Source organism: Arthrobacter sp. NPDC080086 (assembly GCF_040702285.1).
Window position 1 is genome coordinate 1 of sequence record NZ_JBFBKP010000074.1, and the last position, 20,402, is coordinate 20,402.

At 69.8% G+C, this 20,402-nt stretch carries 22 protein-coding genes; 5 read left to right on the forward strand and 17 right to left on the reverse strand.

The genetic code is table 11. The annotated features are described in order from the left end of the window. Positions 1-54 precede the first annotated feature (54 nt). Positions 55-321 (forward strand): hypothetical protein, encoded by a 267-nt coding sequence (locus tag AB0305_RS18700; RefSeq protein ID WP_290257160.1) that lies wholly within the window; start codon positions 55-57, stop codon positions 319-321. Positions 322-423: 102 nt separating this feature from the next. On the opposite strand, the gene AB0305_RS18705 is transcribed toward AB0305_RS18700, so the two are convergent. Then, complete coding sequence (locus tag AB0305_RS18705) at positions 424-1,404, reverse strand: EamA family transporter (protein WP_364138455.1); 981 nt, start codon at positions 1,402-1,404, stop codon at positions 424-426. Positions 1,405-1,603: 199 nt separating this feature from the next. Between AB0305_RS18705 and AB0305_RS18710 the strand changes: the two genes are divergently transcribed. Beyond that, positions 1,604-2,146, forward strand: a complete 543-nt coding sequence (locus AB0305_RS18710; protein WP_364138161.1) for a CGNR zinc finger domain-containing protein — start codon at positions 1,604-1,606, stop codon at positions 2,144-2,146. Between the two features lie 91 nt (positions 2,147-2,237). Here the strand turns inward: AB0305_RS18710 and AB0305_RS18715 are convergent, their stop codons facing one another. The 3 genes from AB0305_RS18715 to AB0305_RS18725 all read right to left on the reverse strand — a co-directional run bounded on the left by AB0305_RS18715 (position 2,238) and on the right by AB0305_RS18725 (position 4,636). Further along, the gene (locus AB0305_RS18715; RefSeq protein ID WP_364138159.1) at positions 2,238-2,582 is read right to left on the reverse strand and encodes a hypothetical protein; all 345 of its coding nucleotides are present in this window, start codon (positions 2,580-2,582) and stop codon (positions 2,238-2,240) included. 84 nt (positions 2,583-2,666) lie between these two features. After that, positions 2,667-3,260, reverse strand: coding sequence for a hypothetical protein (locus AB0305_RS18720; protein WP_364138156.1), 594 nt, complete (start codon positions 3,258-3,260; stop codon positions 2,667-2,669). Between the two features lie 26 nt (positions 3,261-3,286). Next, complete coding sequence (locus AB0305_RS18725) at positions 3,287-4,636, reverse strand: MATE family efflux transporter (protein WP_364138153.1); 1,350 nt, start codon at positions 4,634-4,636, stop codon at positions 3,287-3,289. Positions 4,637-4,729: 93 nt separating this feature from the next. On the opposite strand from AB0305_RS18725, the gene AB0305_RS18730 reads away from it, so the two are divergent. Continuing rightward, positions 4,730-5,713 carry an acyl-CoA thioesterase gene (locus AB0305_RS18730; RefSeq protein ID WP_290257155.1) on the forward strand — a complete coding sequence of 328 codons (984 nt, stop codon included), beginning with the start codon at positions 4,730-4,732 and terminating at the stop codon, positions 5,711-5,713. Here AB0305_RS18730 and dnaB read toward each other — a convergent pair. Then, positions 5,710-7,095: a replicative DNA helicase gene (gene dnaB, locus AB0305_RS18735; protein WP_290257154.1), complete on the reverse strand. Its 1,386-nt coding sequence runs from the start codon at positions 7,093-7,095 to the stop codon at positions 5,710-5,712. The genes AB0305_RS18730 and dnaB overlap by 4 nt on opposite strands. 589 nt (positions 7,096-7,684) lie before the next feature. Between dnaB and AB0305_RS18740 the strand changes: the two genes are divergently transcribed. Next, positions 7,685-8,251, forward strand: coding sequence for a hypothetical protein (locus AB0305_RS18740; RefSeq protein ID WP_364138149.1), 567 nt, complete (start codon positions 7,685-7,687; stop codon positions 8,249-8,251). Positions 8,252-8,289: 38 nt separating this feature from the next. On the opposite strand, the gene AB0305_RS18745 is transcribed toward AB0305_RS18740, so the two are convergent. The 6 genes from AB0305_RS18745 to rpsF all read right to left on the reverse strand — a co-directional run bounded on the left by AB0305_RS18745 (position 8,290) and on the right by rpsF (position 11,803). Next, positions 8,290-8,916, reverse strand: coding sequence for an FMN reductase (locus AB0305_RS18745; RefSeq protein WP_364138146.1), 627 nt, complete (start codon positions 8,914-8,916; stop codon positions 8,290-8,292). A gap of 111 nt (positions 8,917-9,027) precedes the next feature. Beyond that, positions 9,028-9,882, reverse strand: coding sequence for a PhzF family phenazine biosynthesis protein (locus AB0305_RS18750; protein WP_290257150.1), 855 nt, complete (start codon positions 9,880-9,882; stop codon positions 9,028-9,030). A 145-nt stretch (positions 9,883-10,027) separates the two neighbouring features. Further along, positions 10,028-10,480, reverse strand: coding sequence for a 50S ribosomal protein L9 (rplI, locus tag AB0305_RS18755; protein ID WP_290257149.1), 453 nt, complete (start codon positions 10,478-10,480; stop codon positions 10,028-10,030). Between the two features lie 17 nt (positions 10,481-10,497). Beyond that, positions 10,498-10,737 carry a 30S ribosomal protein S18 gene (gene rpsR / locus AB0305_RS18760; protein ID WP_003800144.1) on the reverse strand — a complete coding sequence of 80 codons (240 nt, stop codon included), beginning with the start codon at positions 10,735-10,737 and terminating at the stop codon, positions 10,498-10,500. A 125-nt stretch (positions 10,738-10,862) separates the two neighbouring features. After that, positions 10,863-11,444, reverse strand: coding sequence for a single-stranded DNA-binding protein (locus AB0305_RS18765; RefSeq protein WP_290257144.1), 582 nt, complete (start codon positions 11,442-11,444; stop codon positions 10,863-10,865). A gap of 53 nt (positions 11,445-11,497) precedes the next feature. After that, positions 11,498-11,803 (reverse strand): 30S ribosomal protein S6, encoded by a 306-nt coding sequence (rpsF, locus tag AB0305_RS18770; protein WP_290257143.1) that lies wholly within the window; start codon positions 11,801-11,803, stop codon positions 11,498-11,500. Between the two features lie 245 nt (positions 11,804-12,048). On the opposite strand from rpsF, the gene AB0305_RS18775 reads away from it, so the two are divergent. After that, complete coding sequence (locus AB0305_RS18775; RefSeq protein ID WP_364138142.1) at positions 12,049-12,735, forward strand: DUF1345 domain-containing protein; 687 nt, start codon at positions 12,049-12,051, stop codon at positions 12,733-12,735. Here AB0305_RS18775 and AB0305_RS18780 read toward each other — a convergent pair. The 6 genes from AB0305_RS18780 to AB0305_RS18805 all read right to left on the reverse strand — a co-directional run. Then, a complete protein-coding gene (locus tag AB0305_RS18780; protein WP_364138139.1) occupies positions 12,732-14,060 on the reverse strand; it encodes a M18 family aminopeptidase in 1,329 nt (442 codons plus the stop codon). The genes AB0305_RS18775 and AB0305_RS18780 overlap by 4 nt on opposite strands. Before the next feature lie 77 nt (positions 14,061-14,137). Next, the gene (locus AB0305_RS18785; protein WP_290257140.1) at positions 14,138-15,568 is read right to left on the reverse strand and encodes an amino acid permease; all 1,431 of its coding nucleotides are present in this window, start codon (positions 15,566-15,568) and stop codon (positions 14,138-14,140) included. A gap of 309 nt (positions 15,569-15,877) precedes the next feature. Next, the gene (locus tag AB0305_RS18790; protein WP_364138136.1) at positions 15,878-16,780 is read right to left on the reverse strand and encodes an ABC transporter permease subunit; all 903 of its coding nucleotides are present in this window, start codon (positions 16,778-16,780) and stop codon (positions 15,878-15,880) included. Between the two features lie 3 nt (positions 16,781-16,783). Next, positions 16,784-17,728, reverse strand: a complete 945-nt coding sequence (locus tag AB0305_RS18795; RefSeq protein WP_364138134.1) for an ATP-binding cassette domain-containing protein — start codon at positions 17,726-17,728, stop codon at positions 16,784-16,786. A 138-nt stretch (positions 17,729-17,866) separates the two neighbouring features. Next, on the reverse strand, positions 17,867-19,369 hold the full coding sequence (locus AB0305_RS18800) for a phosphatase PAP2 family protein (RefSeq protein ID WP_364138131.1): 1,503 nt from the start codon (positions 19,367-19,369) through the stop codon (positions 17,867-17,869). 36 nt (positions 19,370-19,405) lie between these two features. After that, a partial coding sequence (locus AB0305_RS18805) for an MFS transporter (protein ID WP_366173647.1) occupies positions 19,406-20,402 on the reverse strand: 997 nt, incomplete at its 5' end.

The following is a 20,402-nucleotide window of genomic DNA, read 5'->3' on the forward strand; positions in this document are numbered from 1 at the left end:
GGCCGCTGGGGACGCCGAGAGGTTCGGGTCCGACGATCTAAGGAGATTTTTCGCATGGCTATTTGGGGTGCAGATGTTGATCAGCTGAAGGCGCTCGGTTCCAAGCTGCAGGCCGGGTCGCAGGAAATCGATAACCAGAAGTCGATGCTGACCAAGGTCCTGGCCGGCACGCAGTGGATGGGTCCGGACGCGGAGAAGTTCCGCAGCGAGTGGAACGGCGAGCACGTCGCGGCCCTGACCCGGGTGTCCCAGGCGCTGCAGCAGGCCGGCCAGCAGGCGGTCCGCAACGCCACCGAGCAGCAGAGCGCCTCCGCCCGCTAAACGCGGCCACGGAAACAACCCGCCCACTGCGCAGCAGGTCCGGACGCACCGCGTCCGGACCTGCTGCTGTTAATCCGCCTTTTGTGACCCCGCCCGGCCTGCCTAGGGGACGGGTTCGACGTCGTTCGCGTGGTCCAGCGGCGCCGAAACCGCGGCGGCCGTCCGCAACTCGTCCAGCCGGACCAGCAGCACCCCGCCCACGATCAGCACGCCGCCCAGCAGCTGCACCGGCCCGGGAAGCTCGCCCAGCAGCAGCCAGGCCCAGAGCACCGCGAACAGCACCTCGGTCAGCGAGATGAAGGACGCCACCTTGGAGCCCAGGGCCCGGGCGGCCACGATCCCGGAGACGTAGGCCAGCACGGTGGCCAGCAGGACCAAGCCGCCGAGGGAGACCCACCACGGCGTCACCCAGGGACCCAGGCGGGTGTCCGCGGTGGAGGCGGCCATGGGCAGCAGACCCGTCGCCGCGGCCAGCCACATCACGGCGGCGCCGGTCAGCAGGCCGCCGGAGGCCAGGACGATCGGCGGCAGGGTGTCGTTTTCCTTGGCGGTGATGAAGAAGTAGATGGCCAGGCAGACGGCGGCCGCCACGCCCCAGAGCACGCCGACCAGGTCGATCCGCACCGCCCCCGTGAGGTCCAGGACCAGCACCAGCCCCGCCAGCGAGAGCAGCGTCCCGCCGATGGTCAGCGGCCGGGGCCGGCGTCGACTGGCCACCCAGAGCCAGAGCACGATCATCACCGGGGCAAGGTATTCGAGCAGGAGGGCGACGCCGACCGAGAGCCGGGCGACGGCGTTGAAGTAGAAGAGCTGGCAAGCCGCCACGCCGATCACGCCGAACAGCACCACGGTGAGCCAGTTGTCCCGGAGCTGGTGCCAGCGTCCGCGCAGCGCGAGGGCCGCGGGGACGGCGAGGACCAGGGCGGCGCCGGTCAGGCGCGCGGTGACCGCGGCGCCGGGGCTCCAGCCGGTCTCCAACAGGGACTTGGCGAAGGATCCGGACAGGCCGAAGACCGCCGAGGAGAACAGCGCCACGCCCAGGCCCGAGGCGAGGAACGAGGAGACGCCGGTCCGCGCCGGGATGCCGGCGGCGGCGGTTCCGGCGGCGGGCGTGCCTGGCGTGCCGGCGACGGTGCCCGGGCTGCCGGGGATGGACCCGTCGTGCGGGGTGCTGGTGGGAGAGCCGGCGGGGCGGCGAGCGGCAGGCAAGGGTCTGCCTCCTGTCAGGAGTAAAGTCGGGTTATGGTCATGACAGTACGTGCGTCGAACGTAAGGAGTCAAGATGATTTTTGCCCCTGACACGGAGATTGCGCTCCGGTCCGTCGTCAACCTGATCAATACCGCGGCGAACGGGGAGGAACATCTCCCGGATCCGGCCGCCCTGGACCGGTTCCTCAGCGCTGAGGGCTTCAGCGGCGCCCGGAGCCGCGACGTGGCCGAACTGGAGAGCGTCCTGCGGTTGCGAACCGAACTCACCGCCCTCTGGCGGGCCGGGGAGTCCGAAGCGGTGGACACCGTGAACCGGCTGCTGCGTGAGGCGCGGGCACTACCGCAGCTGAGCAAGCACGACGGCTGGGACTGGCACCTGCACGCCACCGCGCCGGAGGCGCCCTTGGCGGACCGGATGAGCACGGAGGCGGCGATGGCGCTGGTGGACGTGATCCGCAGCAAGGAAATGGACCGGATGCTGGTCTGCGCCGCGGACGACTGCGACGCCGTCGTGCTGGACCTGAGCCGGAATCGCTCCAAGCGGTACTGCGACACCGGCAACTGCGCCAACCGGGCGCACGTGGCGGCTTACCGGGCACGGAAGGCCGCGTCCTAGGGGGCGGCTGAGGACTGCCTGCGCCGCCGGAGAGGGGACCGGCTAGTGAGCTGGGGCCGGGGCTAGTGGAGCCGGACTGAGTGAGCCGAACCTAGTGGGCGGGGGTGCCGCCGTCGGACTCTTCCTGCTGCTGCGGGGCCTGCTGGGGGGAGGACGCCGGGCGGCGGGAGCTGAGGTTCACGCCGGAGCCCTTGCCGAGGTGCTCGGCGTTCTCCTTGTAGCTCATGGAGAGCATCGCGGCGATCACCAGGGTGACGATGAAGGCGATGCCGGCGCCGGTGAAGGCCAGGTCAAAGCGGGGGGCCTTGGCGCTGCCGCCGGAGGCGAAGATGAGGACGGCGAAGAAGGCCAGCACCGCGAAGAAGGCGGAGAACATCAGCGGTCCCTTCACCGAAGTCCGCATCGTGCGGCGTTCTCCTGGGTTCTGCTGTGCCAAGGTGCTTTCCTCCTGCCGCCAGCGCCGTGGGGCGTGGCAGTCGCGATCGCGCAAATGTTCTACGCCGGGTAGAACCTGTCCTGTCTAGTTTACGGCCTCGGCGGAAACGCCCCGCGCATCGTGCCGCAGGGTCAGCCCGGCCAGCGTCCACAGCACGCCGCCGATAATGGCGCCGCCGCCGGCCACACCGAGGAGGGCGTGCGGGCCAAGGTCGATGAAGAACGGCAGCCCCACGGCCGTGCCGAGGCCGATGATGCCGGAGGTGATCCAGTCCCGGGCCAGCACCGACCGGCCGCGGGTGGCGATCCCGAGGATCAGCTCGGCCGCGCCGGCCAGCGCCAGGCCCAGGGCGCCGACGACGCCGAAGACCAGGTTGGAGGGCAGCAGCGCCACTGCGGCCCCGGTGCCGGCCAGGATCGCACCGGCGGCGGCCAGGAGACGCGCGTGCGGACCGCCGGCGGCCAGGCCGGTCCGGCGGGCGCCCCAGAGCAGCACCACCCCGGTGGCCAGCAGGTAGAGTCCGGCGGTCCAGCCCATCGCCGGGACCGGCGGAGCCGCCCAGAAGACGGTGACGGCGCCGAAGACCAAGGCGACGGCGGCGCGCAGCAGGACCGGCTTCCAAAGGTCCGGGGCGGCGGTCGGGGCGGTCGAGGGGCTCGGAGTGGCGGGGAGAGTCACCCGTCCAGTTTAGGCGCTGGCGGGCCTCAGGCGTCGCCCAGCCGCATCCAGCGGTCCGTCCGGGCCCGGAGCCCCAGGGTCGCGGCCCGGGCGCCGAGGTAGCCGAAGGAGAACGCAGCCCAGAGCCAGAGCAGCCCCTCACCCCCGGCGACCCCGGAAAGCCGGACCACCAGCAGCAGCGGCAGGTACACCAGCAGGTTGACGACGCCGGCCACCGCCAGGTACCTGGCGTCCCCGGCGCCGATCAACACGCCGTCCAGGACGAACACGTAGCCGGCCAGCGGCTGGCCCGCGGCGAGGACCCACAGCGCCAGCGCCAGGGTGGAGCGCACGCCGTCGTCGGCGGTGAACAGCAGGCCCGCCCACGGAGCCGCCACCGCCAGCAGCGCCCCCGTCAGCACGCCGAAGCCCAGGCCCCAGCGGACCATGGTCCGGGTCAGCTCACGGGCCGCCGCCGGGTGTGAGGCGCCCAGCTCCTTCCCGATCAGGGCCTGCGCGGCAATCGCGAGGGCGTCGAGGGCGAAGGCGAGGAAGGTGAAGACGGTCATCGCGAGCTGGTGGGCGGCCAGGTTCACGGCGCCCTGGGCGGTGGCCACGAGCACGGTGGCGAGGATCGCGACCCGCAGGCTGAGGGTGCGCAGCATCAGCCAGGACCCCACCTGCGTCAGGGCGCGGATGCCGCGCCAGTCCGGCCGCAGCGGAACCCCGTGCCGGCGGGCGGTACGCTGCACCATCACCACATAGACCAGCGCCATGCCCCATTGGGCGATGCTGGTGCCGAGCGCCGACCCGGTGACGGACAGCCCCAGCCCGTAGACCAGGAACGCGTTGAGGCCGATGTTGACGGCGAACCCGGCGGTGGCCACCACGAGCGGCGTCCGGGTGTCCTGCAGCCCCCGGAGCACCCCGGTCCCGGCGAAGATCAGCAGCATGGCGACCAGGCCGGGCATCGACCAGCGAAGGTAGTCCACGGCGAAGGTGCGCACCTCGCCCCGGGCCCCCATCAGGTCCAGCAGCGGCCCGGCGGCGAGGGCGCCGGCGGCGGCCAGGGCTGCGCCAAGGAGCAGCGCCAGCCAGAGGCCATCGCGGCCGGACGCCAGGGCACGGCCCAGGTCGCCGCGGCCGACGGCGCGGGCGACGGCGGGAGTGGTGGAGTAGGCCAGGAAGACCATGAGCCCGACGGCGGTGTGCAGCACGGCGGAGGCGAGGCCCACGCCGGCCAGTTCCGCGACGCCGAGGTGGCCCACGATCGCGGAGTCGGCGAGCAGGAACAGCGGCTCGGCGATCAGCGCCCCGAAGGCCGGGACGGCCAGGCGCAGGATCTCCCGGCGCTGGTCGGGCCGGGCGGTAGTGGTGGTGGTGGGTTGCGCGGGCACGGCTCCACCCTAGCCGTCCCGTGTGGCGCGGGTGCGCGCGAATGTGTCATATCGCCTGTGTCCGCCCACGGCCGCGTCAGTACACTCGCAGGCATGGATGAGTCCCCCGACAATGCCGTCACCCTCCGCTTCCTGGCCGCGCCCACCGACGTCGGCCACAGCGGATCCGTGGACGCCGGGACGGTCCTCGAATGGGTGGACAAAGCCGCCTATGCCGCGGCGGTCGGCTGGGCGAAGTCTTATTGCGTGACCGCCTACGTGGGCAACATCCACTTCGCGGACCCGGTCAACAGCGGGGACATGGTGGAGGTGGAGGCCACGATCGTCTACACCGGCCGGTCCTCCATGCACATCCGGACCGTGGTGTCCTCGGGCGATCCGAAGGGCGGCCCCGCCACCATGCGCAGCCAGTGCCTGGTGATTTTCGTGGCCGTGGGCGCGGACGGCAAACCCGTCCCGGTGCCGCAGTTCGAGCCCGCCACCCCGGCGGAGATCGAGGAGCGGGACCATGCGCTGGCGCGGATCAAGGTCCGCGAGGAGATCGTCGAGGCCATGAACCGGCAGGAATACACCGACGCCGGCACGGCCGAACGCGTCACGCTCCGCTTCATGGCCGCGCCCACGGACGTGAACTGGGGCGGCAAGGTGCACGGCGGCATCGTGATGAAGTGGATCGACGAGGCGGCCTACGTCTGCGCCTCCCGGTACTGCGGGATGGACACGGTGGCCGTGTTCTCCGGCGGGGTGCGGTTCTACCGTCCGCTGCTGATCGGTCACCTCGTGGAGGTCGAGGCGCGGCTGGTGTACACCGGCACCAAGGGCATGCACATCGCGGTGCACGTCCGCTCCGGGGACCCCAAGGGCCACGAACTGAACCTGACCACCTACTGCCTGACCGTGATGGTGGCCCGGGACGCGACGGGCACCTCGGTCCCGGTACGGCAGTGGGTGCCGGCCTCGGACGAGGACCGGCGGCTGCACGCCCACGCCCGGGAGCTGTTGGAGATCCGCGGCCGGGCCCCCGGGAACCGGCTGCCCAACCACCTGCTCCCCGACCGGCCGGCGGGTCCGGCCTAGAAGCCCCCGCCGCCGCCGGCGTCGCCGGCCATGTTGGCGAACCGGGAGTAGTGGCCCTGGAAGGCGACCACGATGTCCTTGGTGGGACCGTTACGGTGCTTGGCGATCAGGATGTCCGCCTCGCCGGCGCGGGGGGACTCTTTGTCGTAGACGTCTTCGCGGTGCAGCAGGATGACCATGTCGGCGTCCTGCTCGATGGAGCCGGATTCACGCAGGTCGGAGACCATCGGCCGCTTGTCCTGGCGCTGTTCCGAGCCACGGTTCAGCTGCGAGAGGGCGATCACCGGGACCTGGAGTTCCTTGGCCAGCAGCTTCAGGGCACGGGAGAACTCGGATACTTCCTGCTGGCGGGATTCGACCTTCTTGCCCGAGCTCATCAGCTGCAGGTAGTCGAGGATGACCAGCTTGAGGTCGTGCTGCTGCTTCAGGCGGCGGCACTTGGCGCGGATTTCCATCAGGGACATGTTGGGGCTGTCGTCGATGAACAGCGGGGCGTCATTCATCCGGCCCATCGTGGTGGCGATCTTGGACCACTGTTCGTCCTTGATGGTGCCCTTGCGCAGGTCCTGCAGGCCGATCGTGGCTTCCGCGGAGAGCAGGCGCATGGCAATCTCGTTCCGGCCCATTTCCAGGGAGAACATGACGGTGGCGAGGTTGTTCTTGATCGCGGCCGAGCGGGCAAAGTCCAGCGCAAACGTGGACTTACCGACGGCGGGGCGCGCGGCGATGACGATCATCTGGCCCGGGTGCAGGCCGTGCGTCAGCTCATCGAGCTCGTAGAAGCCGGTGGGGACGCCCACCATGCCCTCGCCGCGGTGGCCTGAGGCCTCGATCTCGTCCACCGTGGATTCCATGACGTCCTTGAGGACCACGTAGTCCTCGGCGGTACGGCGCTCGGCCACGGCGTAGACCTCGGCCTGGGCCTGGTTGACCAGGTCCTCCACCTCGCCGTCCTGGCCGTAGCCGAGCTGGACGATCTTGGTCCCGGCGTTCACCAGGCGGCGGAGCACGGCGCGTTCGGCCACGATCTCCGCGTAGTACCCGGCATTCGCGGCCGTGGGAACGGTCTGGATCAGCTCGTGCAGGTAGGCGGGCCCGCCGATGCGGTTGATTTCGCCGCGCTTGGTCAGTTCATCGGAGACGGTGACGGCGTCGGCGGGCTCGCCCCGGCCGTAGAGGTCGATGATGGCCTCATAGATGGTCTCGTGGGCCGGGCGGTAGAAGTCCTGGCCGCGCAGGATTTCGACGACGTCGGCGATGGCATCCTTGGAGAGCATCATGCCGCCCAGCACGGACTGCTCGGCCGGAATGTCCTGAGGCGGCTTGCGGCTGCCCTCTGCTCCCCGGGTTCCCTCGATCGAGTCCAGATGCGTAACTGACAAAACTGCCGTCCTTCGTTGTGTGCCGTGGGGCGCCGCCGCCGGCGGCTTCCGTCCCATGCGTCAGGTGTATCAGCGGGCACTGACAGGATGGCGGTGTGGGGCCCGGCTGCCGCTGGTCTCCCGCCACGCTATCCCCCCGGGGGCCTGGCTCCAACCCGGTTGTCCACCGGGGCTGTGGATAAGGTGTGGAGCACCGCCCCCTGCTTGTGCACAGCCTGTGGGAAGTTCTGTGGAAAAGAATATTGTTTCGCTCATACATCGCCTCTGACCTGCGGAAACACTGCGTTCAGGCTGTGGACGCAAAAGAATTTTGGAAAACTTTCATCCACAGCCGCGACGGCTGTGCTGGGGAAACTGCAGCACATTCCGGCCGGAAAACTCCGCACATATGCCTATTCTGTGATGCATATCACCGATTCCGCGCCGCTCCGCCCGCGATCCCGGGTTCCGCCATACGGCGGGCGGAATATGCTGTGGATAACGGTCCGCGACTGTCTACAAACCGCCGGCCCGTCCGGCCCCGACCGGCCTCCGGCCCGCACCCGCATCAAAACCCGCACCCGCACCCCCAAGGATTGGTCCAGAACGTATGGAAGCCCTGCTCATCCCCCTTGCCATCCTGGTGCTCGCCGCCGTCGTCGTCATTCTCGTGGCGCGGGCGCTGGGCCGGCGGCGGAACGCCGGGGTGGATTCGGGCCCCACCGGCGCCCCGTCCTCTTCGGAGGCCGCCCGTGCCGCCGCGCAGGGCCTGGACCAGAACCAGCACCGCCGGGTCTACGCCCTCATTGCCCGCGGGCAGGCGGTGGCCGCCATCCAGGCCTACCGGGAGGCGACCGGGACGGGCCTGCGCGCCGCACGTGACGCCGTCGCGGCGCTGGCGGCCCATCCCCAGCCGTTCCGGGAGGCCGCCCCGGCGGACGCGCCGACCGAGGACTCCGAGGCGCCGCAGCACTTCCCCTACCGCTACCGTGCCATCGCCAGCAGGGGCGAGGTCACCCGGGAAGTCAGCAGCACCATGCTCAACGACGAGATCTACGGCCGGATCCGCCGCCAGGCCGCCGAAGGCGACGTCGAGGGCGCCGCGGCGGCGCTCTGCCGCCACTCGGATATCACCCTCGACGAGGCCCGGGAGTTCATCGCCCTCCTGGACGACTGACACCCGGCGCTGACACCCGGTCCGGGCGCCGCTGCTCCCTAGTGTCCGCCCGAGATGCCGGCCAGCAGCTGCTCGAAGGGCAGCGACGCCGCGGGTTCCTGCCGGCGGCCCGGCTGCGGACCCTGAAGCAGGGCCGCGAACTCCCCCGCGGCCCGTTCGATCCGTGACGAGAGGGGCGAGCCGCCGTCGCCCGCGGTCCCCCAGTCCTGGGGGCCGGCGAAGACGCCGGTGGCCGCCGTACGCGTCCGGAGGTAGCTGAAGAGTGGCCGCATGGCGTAGTCCAGCACCATCTGGTGCCGGTCCGTGCCGCCGGTGGCGCCCAGGAGCACCGCCTTGCCGTCGAGGGACTTGGGGTCCAGCACGTCGATGAAGGACTTGAACAGACCGCTGTAGGAGGCGCTGAAGACCGGGGTGACGGCAATCAGGCCCTCAGAGGCCTCGACGCCGGCGATCACTTCCGCCAGCCGCGGGCCGGCGTACCCGGTGACGAAGTTGTTGGCGATGTCCACGGCCAGGTCGCGCAGTTCCACCACGTCGACAGTGACGGCGTAGCCCTCGCGCTCCAGCCTGCCCTTGGCGGCGGCCGCCAGCTGGTCGGCCAGCAGGCGGCTGGAGGAGGGGACGCCGAGTCCGGCGGAGAGGACGGTAATGCGGCGGGTTTCCACGGTGCGCTCCTAAAATCGAGGTACATGCATTTGCATCTACCTATAGAAGCCGGTGCCGTGGCGCTTTATTCCCCTCCGCTTCCCATGCCTCCAATCGTTCAGAGGAGCCGTTCAGAGGAGGACGAATCCCTCGATGCAACTCACGGAGCTTCCGCCAACCCAGATATCGTCACCGGCAGCCTCGATGTGGACGCGCCCGGCACGGCCCAGCACCGTCCCCTGCGCCGCCAGGTAGGAGCTGGGCGCCCGGCCGGTTCCGATCAGCCACTGGGCCGCCCCGGCGTTGAAACTTCCCGTGACCGGGTCTTCAGCGGCCGCGTCTCCGGGGATAAAGGTGCGGACCTCGAAGCCCGGCTCCGATCCGTCCGGGTGGGGGCCGATCACACCGACCTTCAGCCCGGCCAGCGCGGCATAGTCGGGCCTGATGGCGAGCACCTGCTCCGCGGATTCCAGCAGGACACCGATCCATTCCGGCCCGTTGACCAGCCAGGACGCGTCCAGGAGTTCGTGCCGGGTCAACCGCAACCCGGCCGCGATGCGGCCCAGGTCCGCCTCCGCCACCGGCCCCGAGCGGGTCAGCGGTGGTGCCGCGAAGGCCAGGCGGCCGCCGTCGCGCCTCACGCGCACCAGACCGGCGGCGCATTCCTGCACCAGCTCCCCGTCCCGCCGGGGGATGCCGCCCGCCTCGAGCCAGGCATGGGCAGACCCCAGGGTCGGGTGGCCGGCGAAGGGAAACTCCTCGCTGCCGGTGAAGATCCGGACCCGGTAGTCGGCACGGGGATCCGTGGGCGGCAGCAGGAAGGTGGTCTCCGAGAGATTGGTCCAGTTGGCGAATCTCTGCATGGCCTGGGCGTCGAGGCCGTCTCCGTCGAGCACCACTGCCAGCGGATTCCCGCGGTAGGGTTCGGCGGAGAAAACGTCGACCTGGGCGAAGGGGCGAAGCCGGGGTGCAGGATTATCGGTCACCTGCCGCAGGCTATCACCGCCGCCGGTCCCGGGCGTGCGGCCCGGTCCTCTGCGGGGAGTTAACGCAGAAGGCCCCCGCTCCCGGTTCCCTGAGGGGATCCGGAGGCGGGGGCCTCCCCGTCGTGCAGTCAGTCAGTCGTAATGACTACTTCCCTGAAACGACGTCGAGTTCGATCACAGCGGAAACGTCGTCGTGGAGACGGACGTTGGCCTGGTAGGAACCGGTCGACTTGATGTGAGCCGGCAGTTCAACCTTGCGCTTGTCGATGCGGCCGAGGCCAGCGGCCTCAACGGCGTCGGCGACGTCGCCCTGCTTGACGGTGCCGAACAGGCGGCCGGTTTCGCCGGCCTTGACGACGAGCTTGACCGGCTTGGCCTGCAGAGCCGCAGCCTGCTTCTGAGCGTCTTCCAGGGAAGCGTGCTCGCGGGCGGCGCGGGCGGCCTTGATGGACTCAACCTGCTTCTCGCCACCCTTGGACCAGGTCAGGGCGAAGTTGCGGGGCAGCAGGTAGTTACGGGCGTAACCGTCCTTGACCTCGACAACGTCGCCAGCAGCACCGAGACCGGTGACTTCGTGGGTCAGAATGAGCTTTGCCATGTTAGTTAATCCCTTCCTTAGCCGCGGCCAGCGCCGGAGTAAGGCAGCAGAGCAACTTCGCGGGCGTTCTTGATTGCCTGTGCGATCTTGCGCTGTTCCTGGACCGTGACGCCGGTGACGCGACGGGCGCGGATCTTGCCGCGGTCGGAGATGAACTTGCGCAGCAATGCTACGTCCTTGTAGTCGATGACAGTGATGTCAGCGGCCTTCAAGGGGTTGGACTTTGGTTTGGGCTTACGGAGTTCAGCCTTAGCCATCGTGGAGCTCCTATTCGATGGAGCCCGTGGATATTGATCCACGGGATGGTGGTGATCCGCCGCCGTTCTCTCGCGGCCGCCCTGAGGCGGCCGTGCGGGTCCGGCGTCGGACCTTTATATGGTGTTTAGAAAGGAGGTTCGGAATCCGGGCCATTGCCCCAGCCGCCGGCATTGCTGACCCCGGGCGTTGCCCACGGATCATCCTGCGCAGCCTGCTGGCCGCCGCCCCAGTTTCCACCCGAGTTGCCGCCCTGGTTTCCACCAGAGTTGCCACCGAAACCGCCGCTATTGCCGCCGCCGAAGCCACCCTGGCCGCCGTTTCCGGCGCCACCCCCGCCGGAGCGCTGGGTGCGGTTGACCTTGGCGTTGGCGTAGCGCAGGCTGGGGCCGATCTCGTCGACTTCCAGTTCGATAACGGTGCGCTTCTCGCCTTCCTTGGTTTCGTAGGAACGGCTCTTCAAGCGGCCGGAAACGATCACGCGCATGCCCTTGGTCAGGGACTCGGCGACGTTTTCGGCTGCTTCACGCCAGACCGAAGCGCGGAGGAACAGGGTTTCCCCGTCCTTCCACTCGTTGGACTGGCGGTCGAACGTGCGGGGCGTAGAAGCGATGGTGAAGTTCGCTACTGCCGAACCTGACGGGGTGAACCTCAGTTCGGGGTCATTGGTGAGATTACCGATGACCGTAATAGTGGTCTCGCCTGCCATCTACTGCCTCCTTGTTCGTTCCTACGGGGTTAAAGATTGAGGGTGGAGCTGAATTACTCAGCAACAACCTTCTGCTCTTCGGGGCGGATGATCTTGGTGCGCATGATGGTCTCGTTGAGACTCAGCTGGCGGTCAAGTTCCTTGGCGGTAGCCGGCTCAGCGGTGAAGTTCACCACGGCGTAGATACCTTCGGACTTCTTCTGGATTTCGTAAGCCAGTCGACGACGGCCCCAGATGTCAACCTTTTCGATGGTTCCACCATCGTTGGTGATGACATTCAGGAACTTCTGAAGCGACGGCTCAACGGTACGCTCTTCGACCTCGGGGTCGATGATTACCATCAATTCGTAAGGACGCATATGTGAACCCACCTCCTTTGGGCTAAGCGGTTACGGCATTTCCGTAACAGGAGGTTCATTTGCGGTGACTGCACGGCCGCGCACCCGGAACGGGGCGTGACGCAGCACAGACTTCAATAGCTTAGTGCATCCGGGGTGTTTTCGGCGACTCTGCACCCACCGTAATCCCGGGCAGGGCAACGGGAAAGCGGGCCGGCGGCGGTGTGGATAACTTCCGGCCAAGGTCCCTGTGCCATGATCTGCTCATGACCCCGGCCACCGCTCCGCAGTCCTCCGGCTTCCCTGTCCGCCGCAGCCGGCTCCGTTTCATCGTCATGCTCGCCGCCGGACTGGTGTCCGGCGTGGCCGCCGGCCTCGGCGGCCGGTGGGTTGAGGCTCCGGCGGTGGGCTGGAGCGTCGCGGCCTTCGTCTATGTCGCCTGGGTGTGGATCGTGATCGGGCGCCTGGATGCGGCGGGGACGCGGGCCCATGCCACCTCGGAGGACCCCTCGCACCGGGTGACGGACCTGATGATCCTCGCCGCCAATCTGGCGAGCCTCGCGGCGGTTGCCGCCGTCGTCATCGATTCGCACAGCGGCAGCGGCGGATTCCGGCTGGCCGGCGGGCTGCTGGCCCTGGCCTCCACGGCGCTGTCCTGGATGCTCGTGCAGACGCTCTTCACCCTGCGCTACGCCGCCCTGTACTTCAGCACCTCTGCCAGGGCGGGGGCCGCAGTGGGCGGCATCGACTTCAACCAGCCGGAGCCGCCCCAGTACACGGACTTCGCCTACCTCGCCACCAGCCTGGGCATGACCTACCAGGTCTCGGACACCGCGTTGAAGAACCACGCCATCCGGGCCGAGGCCCTCAAGCACAGCCTGCTCTCCTACCTCTTCGGCACCGTGATCCTCGCCGCCACCATCAACGTGGTGATCGGCCTCGCCAGTTCCTAGCCGGCCTGACCGGCGGGGGTGCGGAAGAAGGCGCCCGTAACCGTGGCCAGGCGGTGCGGGTCCTCGACGCCGCAAAGTTCACGCGCGGAGTGCATCGAGAGCAGCGGGACGCCGACGTCGACGGTGCGGATGCCCAGGCGGGTGGCGGTCAGCGGCCCGATCGTGGAGCCGCACGGCATCACGTTGTTGGAGACGAATTCCTGGTACGGGACGCCGGATTCGGCGCAGAGCCAAGCCCAGAGGGCCGCTCCGGTGGCGTCGGTGGCGTAGCGCTGGTTGGCGTTGATCTTCAGCAGCGGTCCGCCGTTGAGGACCGGCCGGTTGGCCGGATCGTGCCGTTCGGGGTAGTTCGGGTGCACGGCGTGGCCGGCGTCGGCGGAGACGCAGAAGGACGCGGCGAAGGCCTGCCGGCGCTGGCTTGCGGTGGCGCCGAGGCCGTCGGAGATGCGGACCAGGACGTCCTCGAGGACCGGGCCGCAGGCGCCGGAGCGGGAGGCGGAGCCGATCTCCTCGTGGTCGAAGGCGGCGAGGACGGCGATCGGTCCGTCCGCCGGGACGGGCCCCGCGGCGTGGGCGATCAGGGCGGTGAGGCCGGCGTGCGTGGCGGAGAGGTTGTCGAGGCGGCCGGAGGCGAAGAATTCGCCGCGGGCGCCGAAGACGGCGGGGGGCTGGGTGTCGGCGATGACGACGTCGTAGCCGCCGATCTTTGCGGGGTCCACCGTGGCGCCTTCGACCCGGTCCGCGAGGAGGGCCAGGAGGTCGGAATCTGCCGGGTCACCGAGGCCGTAAACCGGGTTCATGTGCTGCTGCTTGTCCAGGGCGAGACCGTCGTTGACGGCGCGGTCCAGGTGGATGGCGAGCTGGGGGAAGCGCAGCAGCGGTCCGGTGGCGGTGAGGTGTTCGGTGCCGTCGAGCATCACCAGGCGGCCGGCGAGCTGCAGTTCCCGGTCCAGCCAGGAGTTCAGCAGCGGGCCGCCGTAGACCTCGACGCCGGCCTGGAGCCAGCCGAACTTGCCGGTGCTGGGCTTGGGCTTGAGCTTGAAGGACGGCGAGTCGGTGTGGGCGCCGAGGATGTTGAAGCCGGTGACGGGGCCAGCCCCTTCCGGGACTACCCAGGCGATCAGGGCGCCGTCGCGCAGCATGTAGAACCGGCCGGTGCCGGCGTCGGAATCCGCGGCGGTGGGCCAGGGCTGCAGTTCGTCGAGGGCGGTGAACCCGGCCTCATCCAGGCGGCGGGCGGCCTCGTGGACGGCGTGGAAGCTCGACGGGGAGGCGCTGACGTACGCGCCGAGGTCCTGGATGTGCTCTGCTGCGGTGGAAGACATGGCTCCGAGTCTAACCGGAGCCCGTTCCTCCCCCGCCGGCACGCGGAGACGTGGCGGCGGGGGGCGAACGGCGGGATTTACTTGGCCGGGCCGGTGACGGCGGGCTCGGCGTCGGTGACCTCGGCGGCGTTTCGGGCGGTGGCGTCACCCGCGGGGGCGTGGCCCCGGCCGCGGTAGCGGAAGAGCCCAATACCGACGACGACGGCGGCGAGGGCCAGCGAGAGCAGCAGCGATTCGCGGGTGCTGTCCAGGATCACCATCCCGATCAGCAGCGCCACGATGCTGATGATCGCGGCCCAGGTCAGGTACGGGAAGAGCCACATCTTCAGCTGCAGTTCGCTGGCGGCGGCGCCCATCCGGCGGCGCAGGATCAGCTGCGAGACGGCGATGACGAGCCAGACGAACAGGGCGATCGCGCCGGAGGTGTTGACCAGGAAGAGGAACACGGTGTCCGGGGCGATGTAGTTCAGGCCCACGGTGATGAAGCCGACCACGGTGGAGGCCAGCACGGCGCCGGCCGGGACGCCGCGCTTGGAGATCCGCATCCAGGACTTGGGGGCGTCACCGCGGCGGGAGAGGGAGAAGAGCATCCGGCTGGCGGTGTAGAGGCCGGAGTTGAGGCAGGACAGGACCGAGGTGAGCACCACGATGTCCATGATGGTGCCGGCGCCGGGGATGCCGAAGAGTTCGATCACTGCGACGTACGGGCTCTTGGCCACGGAGGCGCTGTTCCAGGGCAGCAGGGTCACGACGATGGCGATGGAGCCGATGTAGAAGACCAGGATGCGCCACACCGTGGACTTCACGGCCTTCTTGACGGCGTCGACGGGGTTCTCGGATTCGCCGGCGGCGATCGTCGCGATTTCGGCGCCGAAGAAGGAGAAGACGACCACCAGGATGCCGGCCAGGACGGCGCCCGGTCCGTTGGGCATGAAGCCGCCCTTGTTGACCAGGTTGTCCAGGCCCGGGGCGGGGACGCCGGGGATCAGGCCGAGGATGGCGGCGACGCCGAAGAGCAGGAAGAGGACGATCGCGGCGACCTTGATGGAGGCGAACCAGAATTCGAACTCACCGTAGGACTTCACCGAGCCGAGGTTGGTCAGGGTCAGCAGGATCATCAGGGCCAGGGCCCAGACCCACTGGTCGATGCCGGGCACCCAGCGGTGCATGATCGCGGCGCCGGCCGTGGCCTCGATGCCGAGGACGATGATCCAGAACCATGCGTAGAGCCAGCCGATGCTGAACCCGGCCCAGCGGCCCAGGGCCTTGTCAGCGTAGGTGGAGAAGGAACCGGTTTCCGGGTTCGCCGCGGCCATTTCGCCAAGCATCCGCATGACGAGGATGACGACGAGGCCGGCGGCCAGGTAGGCGACCAGGATGCCCGGGCCGGCCTGCTGGATGGCGGCGCCGGAGCCGACGAAGAGCCCGGCGCCGATGACGCCGGCGATGGCGATCATCGAGAGGTGCCGGGGTTTGAGGGACTTGGAGAGTTGCTGGTCAGCCTGCATGAAGCGCCGTCCTTTGTGGGTGGTCTAGGTCCGGGCCGCACGCCGGGCTCAGGGGCCGGGGGGCGTGTGCTGCGGACCACAAGGTCGTTTCACAGTAGACCGGCGGCGGAAGGCGGTGTCCTGTGCAATCCCACAGATTACGGTGCGTGATTTCGGGCGCGGTTCCAGCCCGGGGGCCCGGCGGTCAAAGCCTGTTGCCTCCCAGTCAACTTTGAAATGTGCCTGAAACCACTGCTTCAGGCTCTGCCTGGCCCCGCATCTGAGCTACCCGCGGGTACCCCTGGCGGGGCACCGGCGGGTAGCTCAGGTTTAGACGTCGCGCTTCTTCAGCAGGAAGCCAGCCAGGAACAGCGGGATGACCACCCAGGCGCCGAGCACCAGCGCGGCCTGCCACGCCTCGAGGGTGTCCGGGAAGTGCTGGGACGCGGTCATCGGGGTCAGGGTGCTGTCCGGGGTGTACTTGCGCAGTTCCTTGACCACGTCACCCTGGATGATCTGCAGGGCGATCGGCAGCACGAAGAACAATCCCACCAGGGCCATGATGCCACCGGCCGAGTTGCGCAGCAGGGCCCCCAGCGCCAGGCCGATGGCGGCGACGGCTGCCACGTAGGCGCTGTTGATCAGCAGGGTGCGCCAGTAGTGGTCACTGGAGACATCCAGGGTGTGGCCGTACTGCTCGAAGATCGGCACCGCCACGAGGCCGGAGATGTACAGCGACACCGCGGTGACAACAAACGCGGAGACCGCCACGACGATCAGCTTGGCCACGAAGGCCGGGATGCGGCGCGGTACGGCCGTGAACGTGGAGCGCGCCATGCCGGTGGTGAACTCCGAGCTGATGATCAGGACCGCCAGGGAACCGAGGATCAACTGGGCGAAGGAGATCCCGGCACCCGGGGCCGACGCCGCGATGTCACCCTGGGCGGCCAGTGCGGCGGAGCGCTGGGGATCGGCGCCGGAGGACTGGAGGGCCTGGCCGATGCCCCAGGACGCGAGGGCGCCGATGCCCACGATGACCGCGGCGGTGGCGACCAGCAGGATCACGGTCGAGAGCAGGGAGCGGAACTTGATGAATTCGGCGTTGAGGACCCGCGGGAAGCTGGGGCCGGGTCCGGTGCTGAGGCCGGCGGGGCGTCCGCTGCCGCCGGCAGCGTGGGCCGGGTCGCCGGGTTCGCGGCGGGAGGGCGTGGGGTCGATGGTGGTGGAGCTCATGGTTCAGTTGCCTCCGGCCTGGGCGGGGGCGGTGTCGCCCGTGGTGATCAGCGAGTGGTATTCGACCTCGTCCTTGGTCAGCTCCATGTAGGCCTCCTCGAGGCTGGCGCGGAGCGGGGTGAGTTCGTAGATCATGACGCCGTGCTCCAGCGCGGTCCGGGCGATCCGGCGCGGCTCCAGGCCGGTGACTTCGAGCAGTTCGTTCTCCTGGCCGTCCACGGTGGCGCCGTCGGCGGTGAGCAGGCGCGTCAGTTCGGCGGCCTGGTCGGTGCGGACCCGCACCCTGCCCCGGTCCTTGCCCGTGATGATGTCCTGGATCGGCGCGTCGGCAATGATCCGGCCGCGGCCGATGACGATCAGGTGGTCCGCGGTGACGGCCATTTCGCTCATCAGGTGGCTGGAAAGGAACACCGTGCGGCCCTCGGAGGCCAGGTATTTGACCAGATTGCGGACCCAGACCACGCCCTCGGGGTCGAGGCCGTTGACCGGCTCGTCGAGGATGACGGTACGCGGGTCGCCCAGCAGGGCGGCGGCGATGCCGAGCCGCTGGCCCATGCCGAGGGAGAAGCCGCCCACCTTCTTGCGCGCCACCTCGCCGAGGCCGGTCATCTCGATGACGTCCCGGACCCGCTGCTTGGGGATGCCGTGGGTGGCGGCCATGGCGAGCAGGTGGTTGTAGGCGGACCGGCTGGTGTGGACGGCCTTGGCGTCGAGCAGGGCGCCGACGTCGCGCAGCGGCGCGGCGTGCCGGGCGTACGGGACGCCGTCGACGGTCACGGTGCCCGACGTCGGTCGGTCCAGTCCCATGATCATCCTCATGGTGGTCGACTTCCCGGCCCCGTTGGGGCCCAGGAAGCCGGTGACCCGTCCCGGCTGGACGGTGAAATCAACTCCGGCGACGGCGGTTTTGTCGCCGTAGACCTTCGTCAGGCCTCTGGCCTCGATCATGGAAGCGGTCCTTTGCGTAGCGGTGGCTGTGTGGTCCCCACGCTACCCATGCCTTCCGCCAACCGGACCGGTTTGGCAACGGTTTAAGGGATGTTTCAGGGTCGACTCAGGGTCCCGGCACGGGTGCCGGGACCCCCGTCAGTCCTGGTCCCGCGGCGTGTAATAGACCAGGCCGCCGGCCTGGACCGAGAACTCCACGGCCCGGACCCCGGGCATGACCTCCCCGTCGACGGCCAGCACCATGGTGGGTCCGGCGGGTTCCACCCGGATCCGGGTGGCCTCGCGCAGGTGCGTGATGCCGGAGGTCGCGACCGTCCCGGTCAGCACCGCCCAGAGCAGGCGGAGCCGGGCAAAGGACTCGTCCGCGGTGATCATCCGGAGGTCCAGGACGCCGTCGTCGAGCACCGGGCGGACCAGCGGGGCGTGATCGCGCGGGTAGTAGCGGCCGCGGCCCACGTACAGGATCCAGAGCTTGTGCCGCACCCCGTCCACCACCAGGGTGCTGGGCGTTCCGGCGGCGAAGGTCCGGAACATCGCCACGACGCCGGCCAGCGGCTTGCCGAGGGCGGGCTGGAGCTGTTCGCGGCGCCGGACCAGGTTGGGATAGAGCCCGATGCTGGCGGTGTTGAGCATGGTCAGGTGCTGCCGGACCGGGTCGTCCGGGAGGCCGCGTTCCACCGCGACGTGGCCGATGTCGGCGCGGGCGGCCTCGCCCCGGGTCGCGGCGTCGACGGCGGCCTGGAGGGTGGGGGTGCCGGCGTCGCGGGCGAAGTGGTTCAGGGTGCCGCCGGGCAGGACCAGCAGCGGCAGGGAGTATTCGACGGCGGCGGCCGCGGCGGTGCCGACGGTGCCGTCCCCGCCCCAGACGCCGAGGGCCTTGATCCCCTCCCGCCGGGCCACCGCCTGGATTTCGGCGTCGACGTCCTCGCCGGCCTGGATTTCCTTGATATACGCCTTGGGGAATACTTGCTGGAGGGCGGCGGCGGTCTGGTCGGCGTAGGAGCCTCCCAAGGTGTTCACGGCGATGCCGAGCCCCTCGCCGTCGGGCAGCCGGTTGGCCTCCACGGGGGTGCGTCGGACGGCGGGAAACGGCGGCCGGACCGGCCACCAGCGCCGGGTCACGAGGGCCGCTCCGGCGCCGATCGCGGAGCCGAAGAAGACGTCCGAGGGCCAGTGCGCCCCGGTGTGCACCCGCGAATAGGCCACCCCCGCGGCGACCGGGGCCAGGGCGGCGCCCAGGGCCGGCCGGACCAGGCCCACCCCCACGGCGAAGGCCACGGCGGAGGCCGAATGCCCCGACGGCATGGAGGAGCTGGTGGGCTGCGGATTCACGAACCGGAAGGTCGGCAGGTGTTCGGGCAGGGGCCGCTGGCGGGGCAGCAGCGACTTGAAGACCACGTTCGTCACCGCGGACGCCACGCCCTGGGCCAGCAGTCCGTGCAGGGCGGCCCGGCGGGTCTTGCCGGGAACCAGGGCCAGTCCGGCGGCGATCCCGATCCAGAGCTTGCCGTGGTTGGCGGCGGCGGAGAGGTTCCGGAAGAAGTCGTCGTGGCTGCCGTGGGGGAGCCGCGAGACCTTCCGCACCAGCCGGCGGTCCAGCTTCTCAAAGTGGCGCGGGGTTTTGGCCAGCATGCTTCGCATCTGCCCACCTTACTGCCGGCCCGGCGGCGGCGTGCCCTACCCGGCGCGGAGCGGCTTCGCGGCGCCCGCCAGCAGCAGCGCCAGCAGGATGGGCGCCCCGATGGCCAGCAGGGCCAGCCTGATGCCGGTCAGGTCGCCCAGGTAGCCGAGCAGCGGAGGCCCGGCGAGGAACGCGACGTAGCCCAGCGTGGACACCACGGAGACCCGGACGGCGGCGCGGCGCGGGTCGTCCGCCGCGGCGGACATCCCCATCGGGAAGGCCAGGGCGGCCCCCACGCCCCAGAGTGCCGCGCCCCCGGCCGCCACCCAGAGGTTGCCGGCGAAGACGAACAGGGCAAGTCCCGCGGCCGCGGCGCCCATGCTGGCGCGCAGCACCGGCACCCGGCCGTAGCCGTCGATCAGCCGGCCGCCGAACAGGCGCATGGCGGTCATGGCGAGGACGAAGACGGCAAACAGCAGCGCCCCCGTCGATTGCGGGGCGCCCAGGCCGTCGACGGCCGCCTTGGCGATCCAGTCGTTGCCGGCGCCCTCAGTCAGGGTGGCACCGAGGACGACGACGCCGATCAGCACCGTGCGGCCCTCCCGCCAGGCCGAGCCGGCGCGGGGTGCCCCGGCGTCAGCGTCGTGCGCCCCGTCCGCTTCCGCCGCGTGCGGGAGGAAGTAGCGGGGCGCCGTCAGCGCCGCGACGACCACGACGGCGGCGATGACCAGCAGGTGGATGGGCAGGCCGATGCCCAGCTGGGAGAGCCCGGCGCCGATCAGGGCACCCACGAAGGCCCCGCCGCTGAACGCGGCGTGGAACTGCGGCATGATGGTGCGGCCCAGTTGGTGTTCGACGTCGGCGCCCTCGATGTTCTGCGAGACGTCCCAGAGCCCGATCCCGATCCCGAAGAAGAACAGCGAGACGGCGGTCCCGGGGATCGAGACGGCGTTCAGGGAGATGGCGATGCCGGCGCCGGCGACGGCCGCGAGCAGCCCGGCGGCCCGGATGGTGTTGGCCGTGCCCAGCCGGTTGACCACCCAGCCGGCGGTC